We start from the raw sequence: 14,192 nt of genomic DNA on the forward strand, positions 1-14,192 counted from the left end.
TTACTGTTGCTATGATTCATCTAATTATAGTTTTTATAGCTCGGTGCTAAATCATTTTCAAACGCGAGATATTCGACTTATCGAAGAAGTCAGGAATCTGAACTCCTAGCTTGCAACTCAAATAGGATTGCTATAGCTACGGGATAATTAGATTAGATTTAATAACCGAATGGAATAGTAGTTGTTGAGGAAAAAAGCTCGGTTTAGCGATTAGCGGTTAGCAATTTCAATTCCTAATTGCTAACCGCTAATCGCTAATCGCTAAGTGCTTTTTTTTAACGACTTGCTGCCGCTTCACGAGCAGCTGCCGCTTCATCTGGGTGAATCCCCAAGCGCGTCAGATTAATCCGACCTTTGCTATCAATTTCCCGTACCTTGACAATGACTTCATCCCCGACAGCCACTTCATCTTCGACGCGACCGACTCGGTAATCAGCAAGTTGAGAAATGTGGATCATCCCTTCTTTTCCGGGAAGCACTTCCACAAACGCCCCAATTGGAATAATCCGGGTTACGCGACCAGCGTATACATCACCCTCATTCAGCCTCCGCGTCATCCCTTGGATGATGTTGCGGGCTTTCTTCGCCTTCTCGCCATCTACTGCTGAAATCGTGATCGTGCCATCATCCTCAATGTCGATTTTGGCACCCGTTTCTTCAGTGATGCTCTTAATCATCTTGCCTCCAGGCCCGATGACCATGCCAATGAGTTCTGGCTCAATCTTGAGCGTTAGCAAGCGAGGTGCATAAGGTGACATCTCGGTGCGGGGCTGGTCAATGGTTGCCAGCATTTTCTCTAAAATGTGCAGCCTAGCGCCCTTTGCTTGCTCGACGGCTTTGGCAATGATATCCAGAGGCAGTCCGCTGATCTTCATGTCCATTTGCAAGGCAGTGATACCAGTATCGGTACCTGCCACCTTAAAGTCCATGTCACCTAAGAAATCTTCAATGCCCTGAATATCAGTCAGAATGCGAACTTCCTCGCCTTCTTTAATCAGTCCCATTGCTGCGCCACTCACCGGCTTCGCAATGGGCACGCCAGCATCCATCAAAGCCAGGGTGGAACCACACACCGAACCCATCGATGTGGAACCATTAGAAGAAAGAACTTCAGACACCACCCGAATCACGTAGGGGAAGTCTTCCTTCGGCGGTAACACTGGCACTATTGCCCGTGCGGCTAGTGCCCCGTGACCAATTTCCCGACGACCGGGTGCCCGCATCGGCTTGGTTTCCCCAACAGAAAAGGGCGGAAAATTATAGTGATGTAAATAGCGCTTTTCATCTTCTGGATGCAGGTCATCTGCGAGATCCTGGGCATCGCCTGGGGTGCCGAGAGTACAAACAGATAACACCTGGGTCAGTCCTCGGTTAAACAAACCGCTACCATGAACCCGATTGGGCAACAGACCCACGCGACAAGAGACAGGGCGCACTTCATCAAGCTTGCGACCATCTACCCGGACGCTGTCTTCGACAATCTGACGGCGCATCAGCTTCTTGGTGATGTCTTTAAAGACGTTACTCACTGCTTTAGAGTTAGCCGCAGAAGCAACTCGAATGGGGTCGTCTTCAGCTAATTCTGCGATCGCTGCCAGGATTTGTGTCTCTTTGATCTGATCTAAAAGAGCATCGCGGCTATTTTTGTCGAGTTCAAATTTGGAGAGGACTTCTTTGATTTGGGCAGTCGCGCGATCGCGAATAAAATTCTCTAGGGTCGAATCGACTTCCGGCTGGATTTCTTGAACCAATTCAATCCCCAGTGCTGCCATGAGTTCTCGCTGCGCCTCAATCAAGTCGCGCACCGCCTCATAGCCGAAATCAATCGCCTCAATGACATCCTGTTCTGGCAGCTGATTCGCTCCAGCTTCGACCATAATCACGCCATCTGGAGAGCCTGCCACCACCAGATCCAAATCCCCCGCCTCAATCTCGGCGTAGGTAGGATTGATAATAAAATCATCCCCCACCAAACCAACCCGCACCGCTGCCATCGGTCCTTGGAAGGGAATCTGTGCTAAAAGCACCGCAATTGAAGCACCTGTTACCGCCAGAACATCCGGCGGTACCTGCTCATCCATCGACAGCGTGGTTGCTACTACCTGAATGTCATCTCTCAGCCAGGAAGGAAATAATGGACGCAGGGGACGGTCAATCAAACGACCCGTGAGCGTTACTTTTTCGGGGGGACGCCCTTCTCGTCGCAAGAAACCACCGGGAATCCGACCGGCTGCATAAAGCCTTTCTTCGTAATCTACCATTAACGGCAGGAAATCAATGCCTTCTCGGCCTCCGGAGCGAGTCGCCGTGACTAAAACTGCGGTGTCTCCTGACTGAATTAAAACTGAACCCCCAGCTTGAGGGGCAAGCAAACCCACCTTCAGTCGAATATCCCGTCCATCAAAGGATATTGACTTGTCTAGCTCTACCATGCGGTACTTTGTCCTTCTATCATTTTTCTTTATCTTTCGCAATCGTAGCACTTAGGTACTGGTGGTGCCTTTAGTGTAGATGACGGCATTCCGGAGACGAGGACGGACAGAGGAGTAAGGGCGCAGAGGATCGAAGATAACAACTGACGGCTGATAAATTAGCGCAAAGAGCGGTACATCTTTAGGACGTCTCCTACTCGTCCCTGAGATAGTCCATCAAATAAATGTGCAGCGCTCAGAATCCGCCCGATTCTCTCAAATATTAAAGATTGTCACAATCGGATAGAAGGCGTGTTAATTGCCAAGACAAAATTGAACATCATCGCCGTGTAACCCTTAACGGCAGCTATTTCTAGCATTGATCTCCATCAACCTACTCATGCCTTGACCCCGGTCAAGCAGGTTGTACAATAAATCCAGCATTGCAGATGTAGCTGCACCGTCCGGGAAAGTTGGGCTTGAGATAGTAAAGCTCCCAAGATTTTCATCGGCGTTGATGGATTTAGTGTGGTTGTCGGTGGCAACAAAAGCATCGTGGGTCATCCAGTAGGCAGCAAATTCTACTTTGGATAGAGGTTTACTTTTGCGATAAGTTTGACCCTCAATAATAATCAGATTCAGTAATTCTCTGACTGCATCTTGCTCAGAAGGAAACATCTGGTCGAGTTCGGCTTTAATCCCATTTGGCAAGAAGGTCGTTAAAAAAGTAAATAAATTTTAATTTTTAAGTAAAACTTGTAAAAAGTGATGCCTTTAATTTAGCTAAGGAAAAAGCATCGAATTATCTAATTGCTAATTTCTGCTCTAATAAACGTTAATAAATTGAGTTAATTCTCACAAAAAAAGCTTTTAAACATGGCAATTTTACACGGTAGTTGGCTCATTCAACCTCAGGGTGGTTATCTATTTGTTTGGGGAGAAATTTGGCGACCCATGACGCCTGCGATGTCTTCTCAACCCGATACAGTGGCATCCCATCCGATGGCGATGACGCAGGTAGAATTAATCGCTTTTTTGCGATCGCGTAGTCTCTTTGGTGAATCGCGCAGCCATGCGAAAAGTCGGGCTAATGAGAAATGGCACAAGAAAGCGATCGCTTTGCCCACCCAAATAGAGGCAGGAGATCCAGTTTGCCCACTGCTATCCACCAAAATGCTTTCAGACGGTGCGGATGCTTCAACCTTATCCTTACACCTCTGGCAAGTTGAAGGGCTGTGTCTCGATCCTCTCGAAGCAATACAATTTTTGCAAGCGCTGCCCCTTGGTTCTTTTAAAACATCTGATGCTTATGTAGGGGGAGATTTACGCTTTTGGGCACAGGTTAGCCGATGGATCTTGGATCTTCTGGTGCGATCTAAGTTTTTACCAACCCTACATCGGCAGTTGGATGGTACTGTCGTCGCCGCTTGGCAACCTCTACTTGATAGTGGGTTAGATCAAGCGCGTTTGGAAAAGTTTACCCAGCTCATGCCCTCTGCCTGCCGCACTTATCAACACTCGGAGGTTAGTGGTAAAGAAAAACCTAAAGAACAACTAGAACCAGAAGAACCCAAGGAATTACTCTTAAGATTCTTAGGCAGTGCGATCGACGCACAAGTGCGTTCGAGTGCTGGGAATTCTGCCTTACCCGCAGTAGAACCGATAGTGCAGGAGTGGTTGCAAGCCCTTTCTACCGCATCCAATACCCTCAAAACAGAACCGGCGGCAATTGGACGCTTGGAAGCAGCCTTTCAGACTTGGACATCGCCAGTACGAGATCATTTACTCGCCCCGGTGTTCGCTAGCGGGGAATTGAGAACCCGCCAATACCAACAAAACCGATTTCGCACCTGTTTCCTTCTCCAACCACCTGATACAGGTGATGAGAATTGGAGTTTAGAATACTTTCTCCAGGCAACGGGCGACCCAGAATTTTTGGTGAATGCAGAAACTATCTGGAACCATCCCTTAGAGCGTTTGGTCTTCAAAGGTCGCACGATTGAGCATCATCAGGAGACTTTTCTAAGCGGCTTAGGTCTGGCTGCCCGACTTTATCCGCCCATTGAAGCCAGCTTGCATGACCGTCGCCCGCAGTTTTGTCGCTTGACACCCGTACAGGTGTACGAATTTATCAAGGCGGGTGCATGGCGACTGAAAGACAGTGGATTGGGAGTCGTGATGCCGTCCAGTCTGATGCCTGCGGAGGGAGAAAATAGGCATTTGGGGCTGAAAATTCGCTCTAGCACCACACCGGGCAAAGGTCAGTCGGGATTGCAAAGCTGGCTGTCTTTTGAGTGGGAATTAGCAATTGGCGATCGCACGATTTCTAAACAAGAATTTGACCGTCTAATCGCTCTGCAAAGTCCGCTGGTGCAAGTGAATGGGGAGTGGATTGCCCTGCAACCCTCCGATGTGAAAGCCGCTCAGTTGCTGCTAGCAACGCCCAAAGACCAGATGGCGCTTTCCTTAGAAGATGCTCTGCGGCTGAGTACCGGCGATACCAAAGTAATCGAAAAACTTCCGGTGGTTAGCTTTGAGGCAGCAGGGCCGCTTCAGCAGTTGCTAACAACTTTAACCAATAATCAGGCGGTGGAAGCGATCGCGCCGCCTGCCAATTTCCAGGGGCAGTTGCGACCTTATCAAGCGCGGGGCGTTGGCTGGCTCTCCTTCCTCGAACGCTGGGGTTTGGGAGCTTGCCTCGCAGACGATATGGGATTGGGAAAAACAATTCAATGCATCGCCTTTCTGCTGAATTTACAAGAAGGAGAGAAATTAGAAGCACCGACGCTATTAGTTTGCCCGACTTCAGTTTTGGGGAACTGGGAACGAGAAGTTAAGAAATTTGGCCCCACGCTGAAAGTTGTCGTCCATCACGGGGATAAACGACCGAAAGGGAAAGCGCTGGCAAAAGCCGTTAAGGGCAAAGACTTGGTCATTACCAGTTATTCACTGGCGTTTCGGGATGCCAAAGACCTTCAAAGTGTTTCTTGGCGGGGTGTGGTGCTAGATGAAGCTCAAAATATTAAGAATCCCCAGGCGAAGCAATCGCAAGCAGTGCGTCAGTTAAAAGCAGGTTTTCGGATTGCCCTAACAGGAACTCCGGTGGAAAATCGCTTGGCAGAACTCTGGTCAATTTTAGATTTTCTCAATCCGGGGTATTTGGGAACGCGGGATTTCTTTCAACGCCGGTTTGCCTTGCCGATTGAAAAATATGGAGATATGGCTTCGTTGCAGACATTGCGATCGCTTGTTAGTCCTTTTATCCTGCGACGCCTGAAAAGCGATCGCAATATCATTCAAGATTTGCCCGACAAGCAGGAAATGACTGTATTCTGCGGACTTTCTGCCGAACAAGCTGCACTCTATCAAAAATTGGTGGAAGAATCGCTAGTTGAAATTGAAGCCAGTGAGGGCGTGCAACGAAAGGGAATCATTTTAGCTTTGTTGATAAAGTTAAAGCAAATCTGCAACCACCCCGCCCAATTTTTAAAGGAAAAAGAACTGGTAGCACAGCGTCGCTCTGGCAAACTTCAGCGTTTAGAAGAAATGTTGGAGGAAGCTTTATTAGAAGGCGATCGCGCTTTAATTTTTACTCAATTTGCCGAGTGGGGAAAACTTCTCCAACCTTATTTGGAGAAACATCTAGGTGGGGAAACCCTATTTTTGTATGGAGGTACCCGCAAACAACAACGGGAGGAAATGATTGACCGATTCCAGAACGATCCAGAAGGCCCCAGAATCTTTATTCTTTCTTTAAAAGCTGGTGGAACGGGTCTCAATTTAACACGGGCAAATCATGTGTTTCATTTCGACCGTTGGTGGAACCCAGCCGTCGAAAATCAGGCGACGGATCGGGTTTTTCGGATTGGTCAAACTCGGAATGTACAGGTACATAAATTCACCTGTACCGGCACCCTGGAAGAAAGAATTAATGAAATGATTGAAAGTAAAAAAGCACTGGCAGAGCAAGTGGTGGGTGCCGGTGAACAGTGGATTACGGAACTGAATACTGACCAACTCCGCAATTTATTACTGCTGGATCGGACTGCTGTAATTGATGATGAATGAGCAAGTCCTTAGTCATCAGTCGTTAGTTAGATTTCTAGAGAAATGACGAATAACAAATAAGCCATAATATGAACAATTACGAAATTCAAAGCCGCGAATGGTGGGTACAAGAATGGATCGATCTATTAGAGAAGTCCCGCTTCAAAAAGCGATTGGAAAGGGCACGAAATTATGCAATGCAGGGAAATGTTCTCGGCATTGAATTTAAAGGTCCAAAGGTGTTAGCAAAAGTGCAAGGTACGGCACCGGAACCCTATCAAGTTTCCCTATCCCTAGACCCTTTTACAGATGAACAGTGGGATTATGTGATTGAAACCATGTCTCAACGGGCGATTTTTTCTGCCCAACTATTGGCGGGAGAAATGCCGCCCAACATTCAAGAAGTGTTTACCGCCAATGGTTTGAGTATATTTCCCTTTACTTTGTCTGATATCCATGCACGGTGCAGTTGCCCGGATAAAGAAATTCCCTGCAAACACATTGGTGCAGTTTATTATCAGTTAGGCGATCGCTTCAGTGAAGATCCTTTCGTCATCTTCCAGTTGCGGGGACGCCCCAAAGAACAAATCCTCGATACCCTACGCAAGCTAAGACGCGGTACCGCTGAAACTTCTGAGGCTGAAATTCCCACAGATGAAACATCCCAGCCATCGAACGAGGGTACTTCCTCCCTACCAGCAACCCCGCTAAAAATTGAGCAATTCTGGAAATACGACGAACCGCTAGATTCTTCACTGGTCGTAATTGCACCGACTGGTGACACTGTATTAAATGTACTCGGATCGATTCCCCTCTCATCCGGTTCTAGTCAGCCGGTGATGCAATATTTAGACACCGTTTATCAAACAGTCAGTCAGCAAGCTTTTCTAGCGGCGATGAATTTAGAAGAGAGTTGATAGATTGAGAAGAAGCGATCGCTTAGCGTAATCATTGAGAGTGCGATCGCTTGTTGACAAAGCAGGACTTAGCGGCAGGATGCCTTGAGCGATTGAGCGCTCAAAGCGTTTTACGGAATGGATAGAATGGCGGCGGTAGAGAGTAAGGATCAGCCCGGTTGCGAGGAAATTCATGACACTGGATTTGCAGAGGTTTTATCAGGCGTGTAACCCTAGCCCTCTGAACATGGGTAATGCCGAAGAGCGAAAGTATTACATCGATTTTTCTTCAGTGCGCGGTGGTAATATTATCCGCGAGTTGGGCCGAACCGTCACCCGTCTTTCACCTGATAAGCCGACCTGCCAATTGTTTACAGGACATATCGGCTGTGGCAAGTCCACAGAATTGCAGCAACTTAAGGCTGATTTAGAGCAGCAGGGATTTCATGTAGTTTATTTCGAGTCTAGCCAAGTTTTGGAAATGGCAGATGTCGATGTTACCGATATTTTGCTTGCGATCGCTCGTCAGGTGAGTGCAAGCCTGGAAGCGATTCAAATCAAGCTTAAACCAGGCTACTTTACTAATTTATTTACTGAAATAGCAGACTTTTTGCAGACACCGATAGATGTTTCGATGGAAGCTGAGTTGTCTGTGGGCATCGGCAAGCTGACTGCTAAAACTAAAGATAGTCCCAAGCTTCGCAATCAGTTAAGGCAATATTTAGAACCACGCACGAATGGGATTCTAGAAGCGATTAACAAGGAACTATTTGGAGTTGCTAGAGAAAAACTTAAGCAGCAAGGCAAAAAAGGACTGGTAGTAATTATCGATAATCTGGATCGACTGGAAAACTCGGTAAAGCCAACCGGGCAAATTCAGCCAGAATATTTATTTGTAGAACGGGGAGAACAACTCAACCAGCTGAATTGCCATGTGGTCTATACGATTCCACTGGTGTTGATTTTTTCAAACGCTTTAGGAAGGCTGACGAATCGATTTGGGGGAGATCCCAAGGTGTTGCCGATGGTGCCCGTGCAGGTACGCTCTGGCGGTGAATCAAAAGAGGGGATGGCGCTGCTGCAACAGATGGTACTGGCAAGAGCCTTCCCCGACGTAAATGTAGTAGAGCGTGTCAATAAAATTACAGAAGTTTTTGATAGTCCTGAAACTTTAGCTCGCCTGTGCCGTGTAAGTGGCGGTCATGTGCGGAACCTGCTAGTGCTGCTTTCCCGCTGTCTTGAGCGAGACGATCCACCTCTGTCGCGGGATTGCCTTGAAGGGGTGATTCGGCAACGCCGGAACGCGCTAATCTTGGCACTCACTGAGGATGAATGGATATTGCTGCGGGAAGTGGCACAACAGAAAAGCTTAAGAGGAGAGGAACGATACCAAACTCTAGTGCGCGATATGTTTGTATTTGAATACCGAGACGAAGATGGGTCTTGGTTTGATATCAATCCAATTTTGCGAGAAGCGAAAGAACTTCAGCTATGACTAACTCGCATCAACTAGAAGATGTTGCTGCTGATAACGAGAGTTCGCTGAAGGCCCTGGTACGGGCAATTAGGCTGTCTCAAGGGCAATTTCGGCTAATTTTGGCGCGGTGCAACTATGGGGCGTTGCGCGATCACATGGTGCAACGCCTGCGGGAGTTATCCTCAGTGAAGATCCGAGAGTTAAACTTGCCTGCATCTGTTAAGACACTCTACACAATCCTACTTGCAGAACTAGGAGATGAAAAGCCGTCAGCCGTGATGGTTTTTGGTTTGGAGTCGGTGAACGACCTCAACACGGTTCTCACTTCAACCAACCAAGTAAGGGAGGAGTTTCGCCAAAATTTTCCGTTCCCACTGGTGTTGTGGGTTAACGACCAAGTTCTACAAAAGTTGATCCGCTTAGCACCAGATTTTGAGAGTTGGGCAACGAGTGTTGAGTTTGCACTCTGTACTGATGAGTTAATTGATTTTCTGAAGCAAAATACAGATGCGTTATTTACTGGCAATGTAATTACTAATTTAGAAACTTGCTGTGAAATGGAAGCAGCTTTTCAGGATTTGCAAAGTCGCGGACAAGAATTAGAGCCAGAGGCAGAAGCGGGTTTAGAATTTTGTCGCGGCTTAGATGATTATGCAAATAATCAAATAAATGCTGCTATAGAACATTATCAAAAAAGTTTAAGATATTGGCAGGAAAGGAAACATCTAGAGCGGCAAAGTAGATTGCTACTTAATATTGCCTTATGTTATTACAGCAAAGCTGAACAAAATCAGCGGTATTGGGAACAAATCCGCTATTATCTTCAGCAATGCCTTGATATTTTTGAGCAAGCTGAACGTCCGGATTTGGTCGCTAGCCATATTAGTAAACTTGGTGACGCTTTGCGACAGCTACAAGCATGGGAAGATTTACAAATTCTTGCCCAAAAAGCTGTTAATCTACACCAAAAATACGGGAATTTAAGCCAATTAGCTCAAGATTACGGCTTTTTTGCAGAAGTAGCTCTAGAGCAATCGCGCTGGGATGATGCGAATCAATTAGCTCAACAAGCATTGCAAACTTTAGATAGGATTCCAAGTATTCAGCCATACAAGCGGGGTTTATATCGATTTATTTTAGCGCGAGCGCAATCGCATTTAGGTTTAGCTAAAGAAGCTGTTGTTAACTTAGAAAAAGCTAGGGAAGAAGCAATTCCACAGTATAATCCAAAACTTCATGTTGATATTTTGGAAGAATTGCAATTGCTTTATTACCAGGAAGGGGAATATTTAAAAGCCTTTGAACTTAAAGGAGAAAAAATTTCAACTGAGTTTCAATACAATTTTCGAGCTTTTGCGGGTACGTCTCATTTACAACCAAAACAGCAGGTAATTCACCCATTATTACAAACTGGTCATGAAGCAATCATTTCTCAGGAAATTGCTGCTTCTGGGAGGGAACAAGATGTTAAGCATTTAATAGAAAGAATTAGTAGTAATCAACATAAATTAATCGTAATTCACGGTCAGTCAGGGGTAGGAAAAAGCTCGATTCTGAGAGCAGGGTTAGTTCCAGTCCTGAAACAGCAACCAATTGGAGTGCGAAATGCTTTACCTGTTTTAGTGCGATTTTACACTGATTGGGTTGGCGCATTGGGTAAGGATTTAGCGGAGGGATTGGAGGAAAAGGCGATCGCGCAACGCCATGAAGATCCCCCCCAACCCCCCTTAACAGGGGGGGGGCAAGAAGAGTTAATTAGCCCACCTTTTCAAGCCCTGTTAAGGGAAGCTTTAAATTCAACGACGGCGGTTATTAAACAGTTGCGAAAGAATGCAGATTGTAATCTGTTAACTGTTCTGATATTTGACCAGTTTGAAGAGTTCTTTTTTGTTTACCGCGAGCAAGCTAAAAGATTAGATTTTTATAATTTTTTGCAAGCTTGTTTGGATATTCCATATGTAAAAATTATCCTGGCGTTGCGGGAGGATTATTTACATTATTTGTTGGAATGCAATCGTATCTATCAGATGGGTGCGGTTAACAACATACTTGATAAAAATATTTTGTATTACTTAGGCGATTTTTCACCTAACGAGGCAAAGTTAGTTATTGAAAACTTAACCAAACGCTCCCAGTTTTACTTAGAGCCAGCGTTGATTGAGGCACTGGTGAAGGATTTGGCGGGAGAGTTGAAGGCAGTACGTCCGATAGAGTTGCAAATTGTTGGGGCACAACTCCAGTCAGAAAAAATTACCACTTTAGAACAGTATCGGTGTCTGGGGGACAACCCGAAAGTAGAACTGGTAGAGCGACATTTAGCAGAAGTTATCCAAGATTGCGGCTCTGAAGAAAACAGAAAACTAGCTCAACTCGTTTTATACTTGCTCACCGATGAAAATAATACTCGTCCTCTTAAAACTCGTGCGGCTCTGGCACAGTCTTTAGAATTAAAAGCTGACAATTTAGCTTTAGTTTTAGGGATTTTAGTGAGTTCGGGGTTAGTGGTGCGAGTGCCAGAATCTCCCGCAGATCGCTATCAGATGGTTCACGATTATCTGGTGGCATTTATTCGTCAGCAACAGGGAGCTGAACTATTAGGAGAACTGAGGAAGGAAAAAGAGCAACGAATACGTAGTGAAGAGAAATTAAAAGAATTTCAGATAGGGCAAATTGATGCTCTTAGTCGTTATTCCGGTGCACTATTTTTCTCAAATAAAGAGTTTGATGCGCTAATAGAAGGTTTACGGGCAGGAATAGCACTCAAGCAAGCAGGTGGAGCAAAAACAGATACCGAGATACAAGTTGTAACTGCACTGCGACAGGCGGTTTATGGGGTGAGAGAGCGCAACCGCTTGGAAGGGCATAGCGCCGCAGTCATTAGCATCAGTTACAGCCCGGATGGCAAGACTTTGGCTTCCGCAAGTGAGGACAACACTATCAAACTGTGGAATCTGGCAACGAGTGAATTCATTGCTACACTCCAAGGGCATAGCGCCGCAGTCATTAGCATTAGTTACAGCCCAGATGGCAAGACTTTGGCTTCCGCAAGTGAAGACAAGACTATCAAATTGTGGAATTGGGAAACGGGTAAAGCGATTGCTACCCTCCAAGGGCATAGCGCAGCAGTCTTTAGCATTAGTTACAGCCCGGATGGCAAGACTCTGGCTTCCGCCAGTTATGACAACACCATCAAACTGTGGAATCGGGAAACGGGTAAAGCGATTGCTACCCTCCAAGGGCATAGCGCAGCAGTCAGGAGTGTCAGTTACAGCCCGGATGGCAAGATTTTGGCTTCTGCCAGTTATGACAACACCATCAAACTGTGGAATCGGGAAACGGGTAAAGCGATTGCTACCCTCCAAGGGCATCGCGATTCAGTCTGGAGCGTCAGTTACAGCCCGGATGGCAAGACTTTGGCTTCTGCCAGTTATGACAACACCATCAAACTGTGGAATCTAGCAACGAGTGAATTTATTGCTACACTCCAAGGGCATAGCGCAGCAGTCTTTAGTGTCAGTTACAGCCCGGATGGCAAAATTTTGGCTTCCGCCAGTCGGGACAACACCATCAAACTGTGGAATCGGGAAACGGGTAAAGCGATTGCTACCCTCCAAGGGCATCGCGATTCAGTAATTAGCATCAGTCACAGCCCGGATGGCAAAACTTTGGCTTCTGCCAGTTATGACAACACCATCAAACTGTGGAATCGGGAAACGGGTAAAGCGATTGCTACCCTCCAAGGGCATCGCGATTCAGTCTGGAGCGTCAGTTACAACCCGGATGGCAAGACTTTGGCTTCCGCAAGTGAGGACAACACCATCAAACTGTGGAATCGGGAAACGGGTAAAGCGATTGCTACCCTCCAAGGGCATATGGCAGCAGTCTTTAGCATTAGTTACAGCCCGGATGGCAAGACTTTGGCTTCCGCAAGTGAAGACAAGACCATCAAACTGTGGAATCGGGAAACGGGTAAAGCGATTGCTACCCTCCAAGGGCATAGCGCAGCAGTCTTTAGTGTCAGTTACAGTCCGGATGGCAAGACTTTGGCTTCCGCAAGTGAAGACAAGACCATCAAACTGTGGAATCGAGAAACGGGTAAAGCAATTGCTACCTTTCAAGGGCATATGGCAGCAGTTTTTAGTGTCAGTTACAGCCCGGATGGCAAAATTTTGGCTTCTGCCAGTTATGACAACACCATCAAACTGTGGAATCGGGAAACGGGTAAAGCGATTGCTACCCTCCAAGGGCATATCGCAGCAGTCAGGAGTGTCAGTTACAGCCCGGATGGCAAGACTTTGGCTTCTGCCAGTTATGACAACACCATCAAACTGTGGAATCGGGAAACGGGTAAAGCGATTGCTACCCTCCAAGGGCATAGCGCAGCAGTCTTTAGTGTCAGTTACAGCCCGGATGGCAAGACTTTGGCTTCTGCCAGTTGGGACAAGACCATCAAACTGTGGAATCTCGATCTGGACGATTTACTGGTGCGTGGTTGCGATTGGGTACACGATTATTTGCAGACAAATCGCAATGTGAGCGATCGCCATCTCTGCGACGGTATCGGCACCCAAAAGTAGCTGCTAGGATGCGATATAACTTATCCAATACCATAGTAAGCGCCATACCAAGCGCGATCGCTCACTGCCCAAATTCTAGCCGCGCCTGCTCCACTAACTCACCTGTGACAACTTCCAAACCCCCTGCACGAGCGATCTGCTCAATTCGCTGACGCGCTTGGGAACGGACAAAAAAAGGAATATTTTTCAGCTTTGCCTTTGCTTCCGGCGTCCACTGTAAAACATCTGTAAAATCAGAATCGCGCATGGTACACCAGCCCTTAGCTATCAGCCATTCAGCTTTTAGCTAGTAAACTTAATCGCATTTTATCAAGTAGCGATCGCTTTTGCTTATATCCCTCTTAGCAGGACTTAAACGAAAATAGAGAAGCAATAAAGGTATAATCTGCGTAGGGCAAAGATTTCACGTTTAGACTTTTTGGATGAAAGAGACAACTCCAGCTGCTATGCCGCCATGCTTTGATAGATGGTGTAAACGCTTTGATGATCTCTGGACGCATCAAGCACAAAAACGAGAGTTTAGGAACTATGTAGGCGGATTATTAGAGGAAAGTGAACGAAAAAACCTATCTCAAATCGCTTCTAACGCTGTAGGAGTGACTTACCATCGATTACATCATTTTTTAACGGAAGCGCCTTGGTCAGCCCAAGAGGTAAATGAGCGTCGTCTGAGAGGATGTCTGAAAAGTAAAAAAGCTCTCATAACGATACCCTGTCAATAGCAATATGTTGATTCGACAGCGTTAAGAGAGCGATGTCTCAATCCTATCCCAGTGACTTAACT

Annotated in this window: 8 protein-coding genes and 1 pseudogene; 5 read left to right on the forward strand and 4 right to left on the reverse strand. The window is 46.4% G+C overall.

Going from position 1 to position 14,192, the window contains the following annotated elements; genetic code table 11:
• Positions 1-275 precede the first annotated feature (275 nt).
• Both NC996_RS20470 and NC996_RS20475 read right to left on the reverse strand, forming a co-directional pair.
• Positions 276-2,432 (reverse strand): polyribonucleotide nucleotidyltransferase, encoded by a 2,157-nt coding sequence (locus tag NC996_RS20470; protein ID WP_190431719.1) that lies wholly within the window; start codon positions 2,430-2,432, stop codon positions 276-278.
• Positions 2,433-2,768: 336 nt separating this feature from the next.
• A complete protein-coding gene (locus NC996_RS20475; RefSeq protein ID WP_199303158.1) occupies positions 2,769-3,122 on the reverse strand; it encodes a hypothetical protein in 354 nt (117 codons plus the stop codon).
• Between the two features lie 165 nt (positions 3,123-3,287).
• Between NC996_RS20475 and NC996_RS20480 the strand changes: the two genes are divergently transcribed.
• A complete protein-coding gene (locus tag NC996_RS20480; RefSeq protein ID WP_190686911.1) occupies positions 3,288-6,479 on the forward strand; it encodes a DEAD/DEAH box helicase in 3,192 nt (1,063 codons plus the stop codon).
• A gap of 68 nt (positions 6,480-6,547) precedes the next feature.
• Entirely contained in the window at positions 6,548-7,375 is an 828-nt protein-coding gene (locus NC996_RS20485; RefSeq protein WP_190686913.1) for an SWIM zinc finger family protein, read from the forward strand.
• Here the strand turns inward: NC996_RS20485 and NC996_RS20490 are convergent.
• Positions 7,361-7,549: a hypothetical protein gene (locus NC996_RS20490; protein WP_190686915.1), complete on the reverse strand. Its 189-nt coding sequence runs from the start codon at positions 7,547-7,549 to the stop codon at positions 7,361-7,363. The two genes, NC996_RS20485 and NC996_RS20490, sit on opposite strands and share 15 nt — an antisense overlap.
• Between NC996_RS20490 and NC996_RS20495 the strand changes: the two genes are divergently transcribed.
• The gene (locus NC996_RS20495) at positions 7,548-8,849 is read left to right on the forward strand and encodes a P-loop NTPase fold protein (RefSeq protein WP_190686916.1); all 1,302 of its coding nucleotides are present in this window, start codon (positions 7,548-7,550) and stop codon (positions 8,847-8,849) included. The genes NC996_RS20490 and NC996_RS20495 overlap by 2 nt on opposite strands.
• On the forward strand, positions 8,846-13,408 hold the full coding sequence (locus NC996_RS20500; RefSeq protein WP_190686918.1) for an AAA family ATPase: 4,563 nt from the start codon (positions 8,846-8,848) through the stop codon (positions 13,406-13,408). Before NC996_RS20495 ends, NC996_RS20500 begins: the two co-directional genes overlap by 4 nt.
• A gap of 61 nt (positions 13,409-13,469) precedes the next feature.
• On the opposite strand, the gene NC996_RS20505 is transcribed toward NC996_RS20500, so the two are convergent.
• Positions 13,470-13,655 (reverse strand): PCP reductase family protein, encoded by a 186-nt coding sequence (locus NC996_RS20505; protein WP_190411824.1) that lies wholly within the window; start codon positions 13,653-13,655, stop codon positions 13,470-13,472.
• Between the two features lie 175 nt (positions 13,656-13,830).
• On the opposite strand from NC996_RS20505, the pseudogene NC996_RS20510 reads away from it, so the two are divergent.
• Positions 13,831-14,079 (forward strand): annotated as a pseudogene (locus NC996_RS20510) (transposase); the annotation flags it as partial.
• Positions 14,080-14,192: the final 113 nt, after the last annotated feature.

This window comes from Trichocoleus sp. ST-U2 (genome assembly GCF_039961875.1).
Lineage (GTDB): Bacteria > Cyanobacteriota > Cyanobacteriia > Cyanobacteriales > FACHB-T130 > FACHB-T130.

Excerpts from the sequence above, each read along its gene's own strand:
- NC996_RS20495 (WP_190686916.1), top strand. The coding sequence starts at position 7,548 with ATGACACTGGATTTGCAGAGGTTTTATCAGGCGTGTAACCCTAGCCCT.
- NC996_RS20490 (WP_190686915.1), bottom strand. The coding sequence starts at position 7,549 with ATGAATTTCCTCGCAACCGGGCTGATCCTTACTCTCTACCGCCGCCAT.
- NC996_RS20485 (WP_190686913.1), top strand. The coding sequence starts at position 6,548 with ATGAACAATTACGAAATTCAAAGCCGCGAATGGTGGGTACAAGAATGG.
- NC996_RS20505 (WP_190411824.1), bottom strand. The coding sequence starts at position 13,655 with ATGCGCGATTCTGATTTTACAGATGTTTTACAGTGGACGCCGGAAGCA.
- NC996_RS20500 (WP_190686918.1), top strand. The coding sequence starts at position 8,846 with ATGACTAACTCGCATCAACTAGAAGATGTTGCTGCTGATAACGAGAGT.
- NC996_RS20480 (WP_190686911.1), top strand. The coding sequence starts at position 3,288 with ATGGCAATTTTACACGGTAGTTGGCTCATTCAACCTCAGGGTGGTTAT.
- NC996_RS20470 (WP_190431719.1), bottom strand. The coding sequence starts at position 2,432 with ATGGTAGAGCTAGACAAGTCAATATCCTTTGATGGACGGGATATTCGA.